Source organism: Paenibacillus sp. Root444D2 (assembly GCF_001426375.1).
Taxonomy (GTDB): Bacteria; Bacillota; Bacilli; order Paenibacillales; family NBRC-103111; genus Paenibacillus_E.
The window spans coordinates 19,541-34,004 of record NZ_LMEO01000029.1 but is presented as its reverse complement, the minus strand read 5'-3'; the positions used below and the strand labels follow the sequence as shown (position 1 = coordinate 34,004).

Genomic DNA, 14,464 nt, shown 5'->3' with positions numbered 1-14,464 from the left:
AAGATAGCTTGCTGCAGCCTCTTTTTATTCCCAAAGATAGGATAGAACTTCCAAATGAATCGTGATAAACTATGAAAATAGTTATCTACCAACGGTGAATAATAGAACGAGGTGATGATAGTTGAGTTCGATATTTCGGTGGATATTGCTTGGGTTATTTACACTCGTGTGCATCTTCTTTCTAAGCAATATCCGGAACGCTTTTTTATCTACGCAGCCGGATCAGATTCGGGTCGCCATAGGTCCAGATACGAGCATCCAGAAAATAAGTGAGCAGCTGCCTGGCAGTCAAGTTCTAAATGAAAAGACAGGCTTATTGTCTGTTCCTTATGGGAAGTCATGGGACTATATCGGAAAGACATTATCGATCAAAGGCATATTTCGTGCGAACACTGTGCCTCTAGAGCATCCCATTATTTCCTGGCGTTATTACGGCTATTCGCTAAAAGAGCAAATCAAAGGTTTCGCTCAAGGTGATTTTGGTAAATTTCGCAGTCCTTTCAATAGGAAAGAGGTGGCTGTTCTTGGGGAGCTCCCCAACATGCTTCTTCGCACATGTACTTATTTCATTCCTGGTTTACTGCTCGCGATTGCGCTTAGTGTGCTATTTGCGATGACAGCATCTATGTTCCGCCGATTAGGTGCCTTGATGGATGGTACACATGCTTTGCTTGTTGGCTTACCTGATTTTTTCTTAATCGTTCTCATACAATTGGGGGCGGTCTATGCGACGAAATATTTGGGGCACTTTGTGCTGCTTATTGTTCAAGTCGGTGATAAGACGCCGTTCCTCATCCCGTTTCTCACGATCGCACTGATTCCCTCAGTCACCATCTACGGCACCCTTCGCATCGCGATCGCGCGTGAGCTTGGACAGGATTATGTCGTCACCGCGCTAGCCAAAGGGTTAACTCGCAGAGAGGTGCTCGTCTCTCATGTAATGCGAAATGTAATGGTTGATTTGCTGGCGATCTTACCCAAAGCGACCACACTGGCACTCGCCAGTATGGCTGTTGCGGAGGCCATCTGCGGAATCTCCGGTTTAGGAGGCTTTATCGTCTCCCCAGCTTTACAGAGTGTCTCCTCCATGTCGGCTATCTGTATGGCACTTGCGCTAGTTGCTATGGCTTTTCATGTGTTCTATGCATTGCTGCGCAAAAAGTTTATCGTTCGGACAGGGGAGGTGGTTTGACGATGTTGAAACGCTCATCAACGGCTTACTACTGTTCGATTGCACTCATCGTGCTCATCCTGCTTGTGATGATATTCGGCACTTGGCTGATGCCCCATGGGATTTCACCGAATGACAAGATTAATATGCTCCAATATCAAGAGGACGGTAAAACGAGATACAGTATTCCGCCATACGCACCTAACAGTACCTTCCTGCTGGGCACTGATCATAGGGGCTTTGATGTGCTGAGTTTATTGCTGAATGGGTTGAAATATACACTGGGCACGGCGCTAGCGTTAACCTTGTTTCGCTTTGTTTTTGCCCTCCCATGGGGATTGTGGAGCGGGACCACGGGCAAAGGATGGGGCATTCTTCGCTCTATGCAGTGGGTTGTTTCCTCGATGCCTGCGTTTGTATTCTTGTTCCCGCCTTTAGCCGGCATGTACTTTGGGCTGCGGCTTGATCAGGGGCTGAAGGCGGACCCGCATTACCAGCTGCTGTTTACGGTTACTTTTGTTAGTCTAGTCACATTCATTGGGATATTTCCATTAGCCCATCAGGTGGCAGATCGTGCACGTTATTATAATGAACGACTATTTATTGAAGCATCACGTTTAATGGGCGGTTCTGTCTACCATCGAACGATGCGACATTTGGTTCCCTGTATGAGAAATGAAATGTTGTTCATCTTCCTTAGCGAATTCATGCAGGTGCTCTTCTTGTTAGGGCAGTTGGCTGTTTTTAACATTGTACTTGGCGGTATTGAGACAATTGGTGATAGTGATGCTGGGTATTCCATCGCCATCACAACATCGGGTGAATGGTTATCGCTAATCGCCTATGGCTCAAGGTACATTCGACTGCATCCATGGATTATTCTGAGTGCAGGAACCAGCTTCGCAGGGCTATTCCTGGCACTGCAGTTTTTCTTGAATCAGCTCAAACGCCGCTACGGCAGTGAGCGTCAATTTATGTGAAGCAAAAAAGGTCGGGGCTCCATCCTGAGGATGGGCTCCGGCCTTTTTCTAGGTGAATTATCGTCTTAATGAGCTGAGTTGGATGTCTAATCTAGCTGCTACGCCTGCAGGCGCAGCATCACTACGAGGTCCACCGAAGTTAAAAGCGATGATGACGATGTCATTACGACCCTGTCTCAAGAAGCGACGTACGTTGAAGGTACGACCAGTGTTGTAGAATGGAGGGGTATTCTGTGGTGCATCATAGACCACTGGCACACCATTAATGATCACAACAGCATAATTGTCAACCGATAGGAAGAGGGATGCGGCGAGAATGGATCTCCGCTGCGAGAGCGAGAATCGTGTCGAAATGACGGCATTCTCAGCGCTCAGATTGCCGGAGTACCACACATAGTTGGCGTTAGTCACCGGTATCCATGCTGGATTACGAGGAATGATCTGGGCGTTGAACCAAGAGTTATCGGTTCCGATCGAGATTGTACGCTGGCTGAGGAAGCGGCCTGCCCCCAATCTGTTGTGTTTCTTCAATTGCGCATGGTACATAAGCATGGCTTTCGTTTTTGGTAAGCCAGAACATCTAGGTAGTCTAACAATTTTGGTTGGTCTGCCTGCGATACGTTGCTTCTTAATCATCTAACCATCTCCTATCAAGTTATGAATATACTTACGAAGTATTCTATGTTTGATAGAGAGATTTGCGTGGGTTGCTAGCTGATAGAGTCCTAAAAAAAGTAGCCCTAATTTCCACTTGCTGTAAAACGTAAATTAAATGTTACTATAACATATAATATGTGTTAAAATAATGAAAAATCTTCAGGGGGATACCTACCGTGGATGACAAAAATGACAAAACCAAAAGACTCTCTGTTTACTTACCGGAGAAAGTAAAGTCGGATCTGGAGAAAATGGCCGATGAAACAGGTTTGTCGATGACACAGCTAATTGTGATGGCCACGCATGGCTTGCTAGCTAACTACTCCGCACAGGGTGGCGCTATTTTCGCTGATTTATTGGCAGCCAGACAACGAATTCTCCACGAAGTGAAGGATAAGCATCAGCTTTTAAACGAAGAAAAAGTGAAAATGCAAGAATACTACGGCGCCCGAGCAGAGGAGTATGAACGGATTTATCACCGAGAGGACGCCCAGTTCCAACAAGAGCTTAGTCTTTTGAGCGAAATGGTGAAGAAGCAAGTGGAGGGTCGCAACGTTCTTGAGGTAGCCTGTGGTACGGGTTATTGGACCGAAATTGCTGCGAGTAAAGCTAATCACATCGTAGGAGTGGATATTCGTCCTGAAGTGCTGCAAATTGCTAAGTCAAAGCCTTGGCCAGCTTCCAATGCAGCATTTGTTCAGGGAGATGCGTACCAGCTCTCCGAAGTGACAGGGGTTTTCGATTTTGGTCTTGCCAACTTCTGGTTTTCGCATATTCCGAAGAATCGGATCGAGTCATTTCTGCAGAGTTTCCACCAACGTCTAGGCACAGGGGCCCGCATCTTTATCGCTGATAATGTTTACGTACCCGGAAGAGGCGGAGAGCTGATAACGAATGAACATAGCGAGGATACCTACAAAAGACGCGAGCTGGCTGACGGATCCATGCATGAAATTATCAAAAACTACTACTCGTATGATGAACTGAATGACATTTTTAAGCCTTTATCTCAGCATTTGCGAATATTTGTGGGAAGCAGCTTCTGGTATGTCAGCTACACAGTTGCTTAAGAGTGTAGATAGTTTATTGGCAGCAATTAATCACGATATCCATTAGACCAACAAAAAAAAGCTTAGTCATGGCCCGCGGCTGCTTTCTGACTAAGTTTTTTTCATATGAAATTCAACATCGCCAATCTAATTATTTATTACTTTCGTTTTCATTTTGTCGTCTTTTCATTACGTTATTCACTAAATTTTGAGTTGCATCTTGCGTGGATGCAGTTACGTTTTCAATGGCGTTCTGTACATAATTCGTTGCGGATTGCACCCCGTTTTTAAAGATACTCGTTTTGTTTAGATCGACGTTATTTGTATTGTCAGACATCGTTCATACCTCCAATGATAGATTACCTATTGATCTCGTCGTTTTCCATAATCCCGTTTAACTTCTACTCAGCGTCCATATCAGCGGCGGCATCGAAGACGTTCGCCTTCGGCACCTGAGTTATATCTTCCTTTTGCTGCACCCAGTAACCGACGTTACGGTACCAGTACTGAAACGAATCGTCCAATTGCTGCTCTCGGTTACGATCCTCGTTAACATCGGAGTCAACTTCTAGCTCCTCTCCGAGAAGCCCGTTATTACGATTCTGTTTCCGATTGATATCATCCGATGTATTCATATTGAATTTCCCTCCTAAACATTCTTATCCTGTTGATCTGACTCAGCAGTTACGTTAGATCAAATCTGAACCTTACATCATACCGCCTCTCCATCCTTGTATGGATTAATCTGCATTGATAGGGTCCGATTTATTCAGAAAAGTAGGGTATAATATCCCGTGAATTGTCATCTAAAAGAGTGAGAACGATGGAACCTTATTTGTTCAAAGGGGGAACAACCAAAATGGGGGTAACATTCACCGCTTCCGTTATGCAAGCACAGGGAAAAAACGCCACTGGAATTTCCATTCCAGCCGAGGTTATAGCTGAGTTGGGTGGACATAAGAAGCCGAGTGTCACCGTGAGCCTGAACGGTTACACCTATCGCAGCACTGTTAATGCCCAGAAGTAAATTTAAGGCCGAGAACGCCAACTAAGATCAGAATCATAAATAAGATCCTTAGTAAACTAATGGGTTCATCAAGAAAAAGGGTGCCGATTATAATTGCACCAACAGCGCCAATTCCAGTCCAAGCCGCGTATGCTGTGCCGATGGGGAGAGTTTTCGTTGCTGCCGCTAGAAAATAGAAACTTACAATCATCCCTGCGATCGTGACGCTGGAAGGAACTAACCGTGTAAAACCATTAGAAAATTTTAATGAGATCGCCCATACTACCTCAAATACACCTGCAATAACGAGATATAACCATGCCATGATGAATCACTCCTCTTGAATTTGTTCTACGTTCCTATTTAGTCGCAAAAAAAGGAAAAAGCCTGGAAGTTATATCGCTTAAGCGATATGACTCCCGGGCTTTTTCCCCTCCGTGACCACAGCGTATTCGCTGCGTGTTTCCCCTCGGACCAGTCTGGCGATGAACGCCACGGAACCCTAGAAAACAATATGCCGGTATTATAGAACGGCTAACATACGATGTCAAGTTACAAGATTAGTAAATGAATAAAAGCCCTGAAAGCTGCTCTTTCGAGCGGGGCTTGTCCGGGCTTTATTCATGAATCGTGCAAGAATTTACTTGGATTCAGCAGTTAATTGGTTATAGATATCATCCCATAGAACACGTCGGGCTGATACATAACGCTTCGCATAATAAGATTGGCTAAGTTTGCTTTTCACTATACCTTCATCGGATGCAGAGTGAATGAATTCACCGTCTCCAAGGTAGATACCCACGTGAGAAATACCTTTGCCGCCGCTTGTGTCAAAGAACACAAGATCACCTTTACGAAGATCTTTTTTGTCAATCCAGTAGCCTTCGTTATTTTGAGATGATGAGCTATGAGGAAGATCAATGCCGAATTTGTCGAAAACGTATGCGGTGAAACCAGAGCAATCAAAGCCCTTTGTGGTCGTTCCCGCCGTTCTGTACGGAATTCCTAGCAATCCGTCAACCGTTTCATCCAAAGTGGATTGTGCCGCTGACACGCTTCCTAAACCTACACTCAAAAATAAAACAAGACTAAAAACAAGAGCAACAATCTTTCTCAACTGCTTGTCTCCTTCCGGTGCCTACGAGGTTAGCTGGAGGGTTCGGTTGAAGGTTCCCTATGATCCCTGTCTGGCAAGATCAATTCACCCGGTGTGGTTCCCCCGTTTCCCCAAGAAATGAGGAATTCGGCATGAAATATTTGGTTTTTTGATGCTAGTCCTTTTAATTCGTCATAAACATCGAAATTCCTCCTTTTCTATGCGATTTGCCTTAAAAATATGTAAAATATTTCGGAAAACGCAAAAAAAAGCCCCTTTTGCAAGGGGATGAAACAAGATGAGCTAATTTCAGCTTATTTTATTGTTTTTAACCGTCCATTTTGGCAGAAAGAAGCTGATATTGGGAAGTTATGGCCCACATTTGAAAGAAAATGTGGAAAAGCGGAAAGAGCTGATAAATGATTAGCGCTACCAGACCTGCCCATATGTAAGTTGCTGTGACAGTGACCCCTGCCAATAGTCCCGAGGCGAGCAGGAGGATAAGCGCAAGCCCGATAATAGGAAGCAAACTGCGAACGAATGTGATGACAGTGGACAAAATGCCAAGTTTGGCAGCAATCGCGAATTGCACGTACATAAAAAGAAGATGTATGAGAAAGCCATAGACGAGCATGCCCAGCAACCAAGGCAGCAATTGGAGAGCTGCTTGCTCATACGAAGTGGTATGTGCGAATTGCCTCTGCACTTTTGGAAACAGCCATATGAGCGGCAGCAAGGAGAGCGAGATTCGAACGACATATGCAATTAGGAATGGGAGCATGAGCTCCTTGATGCCTCGAAAAAAGCGATAGCCGGCATTTTGCTGCGAATGGGTCAGCGAATAGTAGACGCCGCTATTCAACATTGGGGTGAGCACCATGCGAATAACAAGTAGAGCAGCCAGCCACCAAAGGTAGGAATGGCTAAGATCGGTTTTGACCAGTTGGAACTGTCCTTCAGCTAGAAATAGCTGCAGCGCTTGCTTCGGCTGCTCGCCACCTGGATAGCGGTGCATGAGAGGGACGAGAACACCCTGTACAAGCTTATACAGCAGGATGCCCCAGCCCATCTGATACAGGAACAAGACGATCGTGGCGAAAGGTTGCCGTAAAGCCGCCCTGAAGCCAGACTTGATATAAGTTGCCACAGTTGTCCCTCCTAAGAGTTTTCCGTAGGAAAACTTTCTTCGTAAGCATTAGCTGAGTTTTGCTTTAGCAAAACTGGCATCGTAAGCATAACCTGAGTTTTTCGTAGGAAAACTTACTTTGTAAGCATTGGATAAGCCTAGCCGCTTACCAGGCGACCCAACCGAAAATGGCTTGCAGGAATTGAATGAGACCGAGATTCCAACGGATTTTCCACTTCGTATCCACTTTCGTTTGCATAAAATTATTAATGTGTTTATTTTCCAGCACGAGCGAGTAATTAGGATCAATTCGAACCCAGTCTACAGGAGTCTTGTGGGTTAATTTGAATTCGATACTGCTTTCTTTACCATCCCATGTTTTATCCAGCACTGTGCCGTCAGAGAAATGGAATTGGATGGGCACTTCGGGTGAATTGCCGCCTCGTTTGGAGATGAGAACGGCATTTTCGTAGGACTCTGCCCCTTTGCTGCCCACGGATTTGACGCGAATACTCTCCACGGTGTAATCCATCATCATGGCGCCGTATACATATTGGTTGAAGAAATCATCCCACTTCGTTTTGGTTACTTCTTCGACAACGTTCTGGAAGTCCTTCGTAGAAGGGTGTTTAAATTCCCAACGTAGGAAATAAGTGCGCATAATGCGGTCCATCGTTTTGATGCCAACTTGCTTCTCAATGGCTTTAAGCACGAGCTTGCCTCGTGTGTACACATTCTCTGCATATTGATCATGTCCCGCATAAGCCCACGAGTTCTGATTCAGGGTATGTGGAGATGTAATAAAGCTTGATTCGACAGGTAAATTAGGGGACACCCCGTACTCAGATTCCATGACCTTATCCTCCGCATAGGAGGTAAAGCCCTCATCTAACCAAGCTTCTTCGAATTCATTGCTAGCTACCATTCCATAGAAGAACTGATGTCCAATCTCATGAACAATGACACGTTCTAGCTCTAAATCAGGTTTCTTGTCGCTAGCATCCCACGACGTTACTAAAGTCGGATATTCCATACCGCCCACACCGTTGCCTCCTGGGGGAGGTACGACAATCGAAAGGGTCGAGTAAGGGTACGGTCCGTACCATTGGCTGTAGCGGGAAAGTGCCTTTTTGGCGGCATACATATAGCGGTCCTTCAAGTCCTGATGATTGGGATCGAGGTAGAGCTTAATCTTGACCCCGGGTATTTGTGCGGTTGAGTAAGGTTCTTCCACATAAACGAAGTGAGGCGATGCCGACCAAGCGAAGTCATGCACATCATCCGCATAAAATTGGTACGTCTTCATCCCGTTGTCTGTCACAGCGGGCTTAACCGGGAAACCGGTAGCTGCTACGGTGTAGTTCGCCGGCACCTGAATTTTCACGTCATACATCCCGAAATCGGCATAAAATTCTGAATTTCCATGGTACTGGTGGAGATTCCACCCCGGCTCTGTACGTCCTCTTGTACCAACTCGCTCATAGGCAGCTACTTTAGGGAACCATTGACCCGCCATGACGAAGTCATCCACATAGCCCATTCTTGCGAAGGCGGCAGGCAGCTTGACGAGAAATTCCGTCTTGATTGTGACTTGCTCCCCGGCCCCAACTGGTTTTGGCAGCGGAATTTTGAGCAGCGTATGATCGTCCTTATTGCCGTCATCGGGCTGCACGAACGCCATGCGCATACTGAGATCCTCTCCGTCAACCGTTTTCACAGAAAGCAACTTCATGCTGCCACTGCTGTCTGCCTTGGCTTCATCTTCTCGCAGCTTACCTCCTGATTCACGCATAAACGTCGATTTCTTTGAGTCAAAGGCATTGGGATACAGATGGAGGTAAAGCTCTTGCACAGGAACGGTTCCTGGATTTTCCCAAGTCAACGTTTGCTGCCCATTGAGCTGCCTCGTTTCGGGCGTGTAAGCAACGCTCATATGGTACTCCGCAATACGATAGCTAAGCGCTGTTGGCGCTTGCTTCTCTGATGACTTACCGCTATCTGCAGGCTGCATGTCCGGCGCCGGAGCAGACTTTTCATCCTTAGAGACGACTGGAACGGCTAATTTACTTGCAGATGGGAGCAAATTTTCAGACAGCAGGACAGCGCCTGCTGCAAGGAGCATGACAACGAACCATTGAACCTTGCGGTTTTTGAATAGAACACTCATGATATCCACCCCGCCTAAACAAGCATCTACAGCATGTATATGTAGACAACCTAGGGAATATTTCTGAGCTTGGAAAAGAATTGTTAGAAAGAGGGGGAACGAAGCGGCTCATCAATGAGTCTATAAGGTATAAGGGGTGTGGAATCGATGATTAAGTTCAGAAAAGTGATCGTTGTTTTGGGCTGTTTCGTCGGGTTGATTGTTCTCATGACTGTGCTTTCTCAATTTTCTTGGTTTCCTAAAGCGGTTAAGGTACAGTCTCCGGAACAGCTTACGTCGGCAGCGGAGCTTGATAAGGCCAAGGTAAGCCCGCTTTTTCAAAGTGGCAGCTATCATTTGCAAGGTGAGAAAGGAAAGATCGGCCTCCTGAGCCCAGGCGGTTATAAGGTCAATACGCCTAACAAGTATATGTGGCACATATGGAAGCAAGGCGAGCCTTTGCAAGGGAAGAAATTCCGCGTTGAAGCAGTAAGTGTCGAGACTGGAGAGAAACGGCAGGTTCTACTGCAGGATAATGCTCTAGTCGGGGAAATGAATTGGCCGGGAACGGTACCGATAAATGGAGCGGATGCGGGGTTCCCCGCACTGATGAGGTTCGATGACGCGGGGGTTTGGCGTTTGAATGCTTTCATAGATGAAAGGGCTGTAGGCAGTATCACGGTGGAAGTGAAGTAATAAAAGACGGCAACGAGTAACCACCCTTCCACACCAACGGTGACACCGGCTGCAACCAGCCCTTGTTCTGGAGGATGACTTTAGCTACAATGAAAGCAAAGCGTCATTTTAACATTAAGAAGACTGGAAGGTGCCCTCATGGAAGCGGATAAAAAGAAGCTGGCCTTAAATATAGTAAGTTCCAAAGTGAACCATAAAGGATTCGGTGCCGGAGCAATCGACCTAAGCAATGTATCTGGTGTCATTATTGACGGGGATGAAGCCTACCTGGACGAAGGTACACTTCATGCCAAAAGCAAGATCGAAAAAGGTATCAAATTCTCAACGAACAAAGAAGATGTGCCGAACGGCCGTAAAGCTTGGATTATTTGGGTGGCAGTAGACCGTACCGAAGAAGGAGCCTACTACGCTGGAATGACAGCTTGCGAAATGTTGATTGACACAGAAGCTCGCAGAGGGTGGAAAATTCTAGCCGAGCACGTGAACAAGATGGATGCTGCAATGAAGCGTAAATTCATCTTCGACGGCTTGGATGACAAGGAGCGGGCGCTGCTTAAAAATCAGCTGATCGCGCACAATGAGGAATGGTGGAATCGCTCGGATCAAGCATTGAAAGATGCGCTTTCCTAAGCGATCAAACGTGCAAATCGAGATTATGAACATTATGTGTCATCCATTGTTACGTTTGGGTGAACCGAGTATACTAGACCCTAGTGTATGTTACCTCATATACTAGGACAGCAAAAAGGCAGACTAAGACGCGCTTAGTTCTGCCTTTTTGTGTTCCCTGAAAACAGGCGGATCAGTCGTTCCACCAGCGTTTAATATCATTCCACCAAGAGCCGTTTTGACCTTTAGGGGTGCTCTTTGGATCATCGTTCGAAGCTGGCTTCGCGGGTTTGCCTGTGCAGAATGTAGTCGGCTCCGTGCCAACCAGGAAAGCCTCCATGTGTGAGTTCGGACAGTCCTCATTAGACAGCTTGCCGCTCACCGGATCAATATAGACACTGGTTACCCCTTCGGGAATCGGGAACAGCTTCGGCGGTATCGCCTCTAAGGTTTGTTCCGTGAATTCCGCAAAAATGGGAGAAGCCAAATGAGACTCTACCGTGGAAATGTCCCTACTCTTATCATAGCCAACCCATACGGCGGTTGCGAGCTCTGGTGTGAAGCCGACCAACCATGCATCAGTGTCGGTTGTACCGGTTTTGCCGGCTATCGGACGCTTAATCGTACTGGCTACGCGGTTGCCGGTGCCGCCCTCTTCGAACACGCTCTCCATCAGATTCGTCATCACATAAGCGACAGCCGGATCAAGCACGGGCTCCGCTTTCGGTGCCGCTTCATATAAAATTTGACCGTTCGCATCCTCTATACGCACGATCGCCGTCGTCTCCTGATGAACGCCTTGATTCGCAATCGTACCAAACGCTGACGCCATTTCGAGAGGGCTTACTGGGAAGGACCCTAGTGCCAGCGACGGCAGTGGCTTCATCGGAGATGCAATGCCCAGCTTGCGGGCCAGATCGATAACCTTCGCAGGGCCGACATCCAGAATCGTATGGACTGCATAAATGTTGTCCGACTTCGAAATCGCTTGCCGCATATCAATATTTGCATTGGCATACTGATCGTTGAAGTTTCTGGGTGTGTATCGTTGACGGCCTTCATCGTAGGTGAACACCGTTGGTTCACTTTTTACCTGCGTTACAGGTGTATAGCCATTTTGCAGAGCGACCATATAAACAATGGGTTTAAAAGAGGACCCCGGCTGTCGTGTATTCGACAGTGCACGGTTGAACTGATTCTCGGAATAATCGCGACCGCCGACCATCGCTTTGATTTCTCCCGTTCTAGGGTCGATTGCCACCAGAGCGGCTTGAAGGTCTGTTTTACCCGTGAGCTGCTTGGTGATCACACTCTCAGCGATTTGCTGCGCATTTTTATCGAGCGTCGTGTAAATGCGAATGCCGCCTTCATCGAATTGATCTTCCGGTATGCCCAGCTTATCCGTTGCCAGTGCTCGCACATAATCACGGAAGTAGGGGGCTGCTGCTGGCTTCTTCTTCGTAAGTGGTTGAATCGTCAACTGCTCTTTGCCTGCGGCGTCAGCGGCACTTTGTGTAATGAAGCCACTGCGCACCATCGTCTGCAGCACCACTTTTTGCCGATCCATCGCATTCTTCAGATCATAATACGGTGAGTAGTAGCGTGGCCCTTTAGGGACCCCAGCGATCATCGCGCTTTCCGCCAACGTTAATTCACTGGCATGTTTGCCGAAGAAAAGCTCGGAAGCCGTTTCAATCCCATACGTCGAATGACCGTAATAGATCTGATTCAAATAATTCGTCAGAATTTCATCCTTCGTCAACTGCATTTCCATTTGGACAGCGAACACGGTTTCTTTGATTTTGCGCGACCAAGTCCGATCATGATTTAAATATAAATTCCGAGCTAATTGCTGAGTGATCGTTCCTGCGCCTTGCACCTTAGCCATGGCTTGTATATTGACAACAGCTGCCCTTGCTACTGCCTTCACATCTACGCCGAAATGATCATAGAAATGCTGATCCTCCACAGCGAGCGTAGCTTTAATGAGATAAGGCGATATTTCGCTCAGTGAGACGACCTGCCGATTTTGCCCGGAATAAAAGGTGTCGATCAGTTCGCCATGTGTATCGTACATTTGGGAGGTTTGCAGCATTTTGGTGACGGGCAATGTTTGAGCACGCAAATAGACGAGACAGCCAGCGGCCACGATAAGGAGCAGAACGCAGGAAGTGAAAAGGAATGAGAACATTTTCTTGATACGACGCATCCAGCGCATAGACGCAGGTACCTCTTTATCCCTAGGTGCTTGTGGTGAGCCTGTGGATGGCTGACGATGGTTCTCGTTCTCGGACATCTCTTCTTACCTCCTTTCTTCATGCTCTAAGGCATTACTATCCAGTATGGAAAAGCATGGCAGTCCGTATTCAACGAATTGTAAATATTTTTTATTAAATGTCCAAAAACCCTAGGAAAATATTGCATTTTGGGGGTAATGAACTATAATACAATTTGTGCGTATGGACGGATTGGAAATTAAAGTACCGCTTCGCATGACTTTTCCAACTGGTGGAACACTGTTAGAGACAATGAATGTCAGGATTTATTCATCCCAATATAGCAGCGAAAGAAGGTATAAACATGGAACTGTGGTACACAGAGAAACAAACAGATAGCTTCGGCATTACAGCAAAAGTAAAAGAGACATACGTGAGAGAACAAACGGACTTCCAAGACCTTTCGATGATCGAAACCGAAGAATGGGGAACAATGCTTACCCTGGACGGTATGGTTATGACAACAGTCAGAGACGAATTCGTCTATCATGAAATGGTTGCGCACCCTGCGCTTGTTACCCACCCGAACCCAGAGTACGTGCTTGTAGTAGGCGGCGGCGACGGCGGAGTAATTCGAGAAATCATGAAGCACCCGAAAGTGAAAAAGGCTGTTCTTGTTGATATCGACGGTAAAGTGATCGAGTACTCCAAAAAGTACCTGCCAACCATTGCCGGCGAGCTGGACAACCCACGTGTAGAAGTAATTGTTAACGATGGCTACATGCACATTCACGATCACAAAAATACCTACGACGTTATCATGGTCGATTCCACTGAACCTGTTGGTCCAGCAGTTGAGCTGTTCTCCAAGGGCTTCTACCAAGGTATCTTTGATGCGCTAAAAGAAGACGGGATCTTCGTTGCACAAACGGATAACCCTTGGTTCAAAGCAGACCTGATCCAAACGGTTAACCGGGATGTCAAAGAGATCTTCCCAATCGTACGTGTGTACAGTGCGAACATTCCTACGTACCCAAGTGGTCTCTGGACCTTCACAATGGGCAGCAAAAAGCATGATCCACTGCAAGTTGAGGAAGCAGCAATCCCAGAATTCCCAACGAAGTACTACACACCGCGCCTGCATAGAGCGGCTTTCGTACTGCCTAAATTTGTTGAAGATTTGATTAAATAATAGATTGAACCGCCGGTTGTTTCTGTGCTTGTCACGGGAAACGCTGGCGGTTTTTTTCTGCGACGGACCTATTACCGCACACAGTTAATGAAACCAACCGGAAATAGACGTTTAACGGACCTGGATGCCGTTAACTACCTGTTTGGAGCGATGATTCCGAGCTTACGGACTTCAGCGCCGTTATTCGGTTTCAATCAATCTTATTTTCGCAATTTGAAGTAGATTAAGGGCTGTCGAGTCCGTTAGATTTTCAAATTCAATCTTTTTCGGGGATTAACGTCACTCCAGTCCTTTAGCCGGGAAAGATGAGTCAAAAGTTGATTTTTCACCCATCTCGTTACTCATCAGCTGTAAGTTGATTGGACAGTCGTAGTTTTTTTGGCTACATGGTTCGTCCTCCGTCGTGTAAGCATTCCTCGTTACCGCACGCCATTTTCATCTTCGAACATAACACTGATGTCTTGTATTCCAATTTTCACTGCCTCCGTCACCGTTGCTAGGCTGTCAGGTATTCCAAATC

15 protein-coding genes and 2 riboswitches are annotated in these 14,464 nt (G+C 46.5%); of the genes, 7 read left to right on the top strand and 8 right to left on the bottom strand.

Features of this window, described 5'->3' with window-relative positions:
• Positions 1–121: 121 nt before the first annotated feature.
• Both ASD40_RS17530 and ASD40_RS17525 read left to right on the top strand, forming a co-directional pair.
• A complete protein-coding gene (locus ASD40_RS17530) occupies positions 122–1,192 on the top strand; it encodes an ABC transporter permease subunit (protein WP_057304478.1) in 1,071 nt (356 codons plus the stop codon).
• Positions 1,193–1,194: 2 nt separating this feature from the next.
• Entirely contained in the window at positions 1,195–2,151 is a 957-nt protein-coding gene (locus tag ASD40_RS17525; protein ID WP_057304477.1) for a hypothetical protein, read from the top strand.
• Between the two features lie 57 nt (positions 2,152–2,208).
• Here the strand turns inward: ASD40_RS17525 and ASD40_RS37240 are convergent, their stop codons facing one another.
• Positions 2,209–2,562, bottom strand: a complete 354-nt coding sequence (locus tag ASD40_RS37240; RefSeq protein WP_156390062.1) for a hypothetical protein — start codon at positions 2,560–2,562, stop codon at positions 2,209–2,211.
• Between the two features lie 422 nt (positions 2,563–2,984).
• Here ASD40_RS37240 and ASD40_RS17515 point away from each other — a divergent pair, with 422 nt between their 5' ends.
• Positions 2,985–3,878: a methyltransferase domain-containing protein gene (locus ASD40_RS17515; RefSeq protein WP_057304475.1), complete on the top strand. Its 894-nt coding sequence runs from the start codon at positions 2,985–2,987 to the stop codon at positions 3,876–3,878.
• A gap of 130 nt (positions 3,879–4,008) precedes the next feature.
• On the opposite strand, the gene ASD40_RS17510 is transcribed toward ASD40_RS17515, so the two are convergent.
• Complete coding sequence (locus ASD40_RS17510) at positions 4,009–4,194, bottom strand: hypothetical protein (protein WP_057304474.1); 186 nt, start codon at positions 4,192–4,194, stop codon at positions 4,009–4,011.
• 64 nt (positions 4,195–4,258) lie between these two features.
• Positions 4,259–4,492 carry a hypothetical protein gene (locus tag ASD40_RS17505; RefSeq protein WP_057304473.1) on the bottom strand — a complete coding sequence of 78 codons (234 nt, stop codon included), beginning with the start codon at positions 4,490–4,492 and terminating at the stop codon, positions 4,259–4,261.
• Between the two features lie 224 nt (positions 4,493–4,716).
• Here ASD40_RS17505 and ASD40_RS36450 point away from each other — a divergent pair, with 224 nt between their 5' ends.
• Entirely contained in the window at positions 4,717–4,884 is a 168-nt protein-coding gene (locus ASD40_RS36450; protein ID WP_162251263.1) for a DUF1905 domain-containing protein, read from the top strand.
• Here ASD40_RS36450 and ASD40_RS17500 read toward each other — a convergent pair.
• From ASD40_RS17500 to ASD40_RS17485, 4 genes are all read right to left on the bottom strand, one after another.
• Positions 4,868–5,188 carry a DMT family transporter gene (locus tag ASD40_RS17500; RefSeq protein ID WP_057304472.1) on the bottom strand — a complete coding sequence of 107 codons (321 nt, stop codon included), beginning with the start codon at positions 5,186–5,188 and terminating at the stop codon, positions 4,868–4,870. The two genes, ASD40_RS36450 and ASD40_RS17500, sit on opposite strands and share 17 nt — an antisense overlap.
• An 89-nt stretch (positions 5,189–5,277) precedes the next feature.
• A riboswitch (guanidine-I (ykkC/yxkD leader) is annotated at positions 5,278–5,380 on the bottom strand.
• Between the two features lie 123 nt (positions 5,381–5,503).
• Positions 5,504–5,980 carry a C40 family peptidase gene (locus ASD40_RS17495; RefSeq protein ID WP_057304471.1) on the bottom strand — a complete coding sequence of 159 codons (477 nt, stop codon included), beginning with the start codon at positions 5,978–5,980 and terminating at the stop codon, positions 5,504–5,506.
• Positions 5,981–5,983: 3 nt separating this feature from the next.
• Positions 5,984–6,122: riboswitch (cyclic di-AMP (ydaO/yuaA leader) on the bottom strand.
• 165 nt (positions 6,123–6,287) lie between these two features.
• A complete protein-coding gene (locus ASD40_RS17490) occupies positions 6,288–7,106 on the bottom strand; it encodes a hypothetical protein (RefSeq protein ID WP_057304470.1) in 819 nt (272 codons plus the stop codon).
• A 145-nt stretch (positions 7,107–7,251) separates the two neighbouring features.
• Positions 7,252–9,252, bottom strand: a complete 2,001-nt coding sequence (locus ASD40_RS17485; protein ID WP_057304469.1) for a M1 family metallopeptidase — start codon at positions 9,250–9,252, stop codon at positions 7,252–7,254.
• A gap of 147 nt (positions 9,253–9,399) precedes the next feature.
• Here ASD40_RS17485 and ASD40_RS17480 point away from each other — a divergent pair, with 147 nt between their 5' ends.
• A complete protein-coding gene (locus ASD40_RS17480; protein ID WP_057304468.1) occupies positions 9,400–9,927 on the top strand; it encodes a hypothetical protein in 528 nt (175 codons plus the stop codon).
• Positions 9,928–10,065: 138 nt separating this feature from the next.
• Positions 10,066–10,557, top strand: coding sequence for a YwhD family protein (locus tag ASD40_RS17475; protein ID WP_057304467.1), 492 nt, complete (start codon positions 10,066–10,068; stop codon positions 10,555–10,557).
• 172 nt (positions 10,558–10,729) lie between these two features.
• Here ASD40_RS17475 and ASD40_RS17470 read toward each other — a convergent pair whose 3' ends face one another.
• The gene (locus tag ASD40_RS17470; RefSeq protein ID WP_057304466.1) at positions 10,730–12,832 is read right to left on the bottom strand and encodes a transglycosylase domain-containing protein; all 2,103 of its coding nucleotides are present in this window, start codon (positions 12,830–12,832) and stop codon (positions 10,730–10,732) included.
• A gap of 284 nt (positions 12,833–13,116) precedes the next feature.
• Here ASD40_RS17470 and speE point away from each other — a divergent pair, with 284 nt between their 5' ends.
• Complete coding sequence (gene speE, locus ASD40_RS17465) at positions 13,117–13,944, top strand: polyamine aminopropyltransferase (RefSeq protein ID WP_029197206.1); 828 nt, start codon at positions 13,117–13,119, stop codon at positions 13,942–13,944.
• Positions 13,945–14,464 lie beyond the last annotated feature (520 nt).

Coding starts and splice junctions, on each gene's coding strand:
- ASD40_RS17525 (WP_057304477.1), top strand. CDS start 1,195: ATGTTGAAACGCTCATCAACGGCTTACTACTGTTCGATTGCACTCATC.
- ASD40_RS17510 (WP_057304474.1), bottom strand. CDS start 4,194: ATGTCTGACAATACAAATAACGTCGATCTAAACAAAACGAGTATCTTT.
- ASD40_RS17505 (WP_057304473.1), bottom strand. CDS start 4,492: ATGAATACATCGGATGATATCAATCGGAAACAGAATCGTAATAACGGG.
- ASD40_RS36450 (WP_162251263.1), top strand. CDS start 4,717: ATGGGGGTAACATTCACCGCTTCCGTTATGCAAGCACAGGGAAAAAAC.
- ASD40_RS17500 (WP_057304472.1), bottom strand. CDS start 5,188: ATGGCATGGTTATATCTCGTTATTGCAGGTGTATTTGAGGTAGTATGG.
- ASD40_RS17485 (WP_057304469.1), bottom strand. CDS start 9,252: ATGAGTGTTCTATTCAAAAACCGCAAGGTTCAATGGTTCGTTGTCATG.
- ASD40_RS17480 (WP_057304468.1), top strand. CDS start 9,400: ATGATTAAGTTCAGAAAAGTGATCGTTGTTTTGGGCTGTTTCGTCGGG.
- ASD40_RS17475 (WP_057304467.1), top strand. CDS start 10,066: ATGGAAGCGGATAAAAAGAAGCTGGCCTTAAATATAGTAAGTTCCAAA.
- ASD40_RS17470 (WP_057304466.1), bottom strand. CDS start 12,832: ATGTCCGAGAACGAGAACCATCGTCAGCCATCCACAGGCTCACCACAA.
- speE (WP_029197206.1), top strand. CDS start 13,117: ATGGAACTGTGGTACACAGAGAAACAAACAGATAGCTTCGGCATTACA.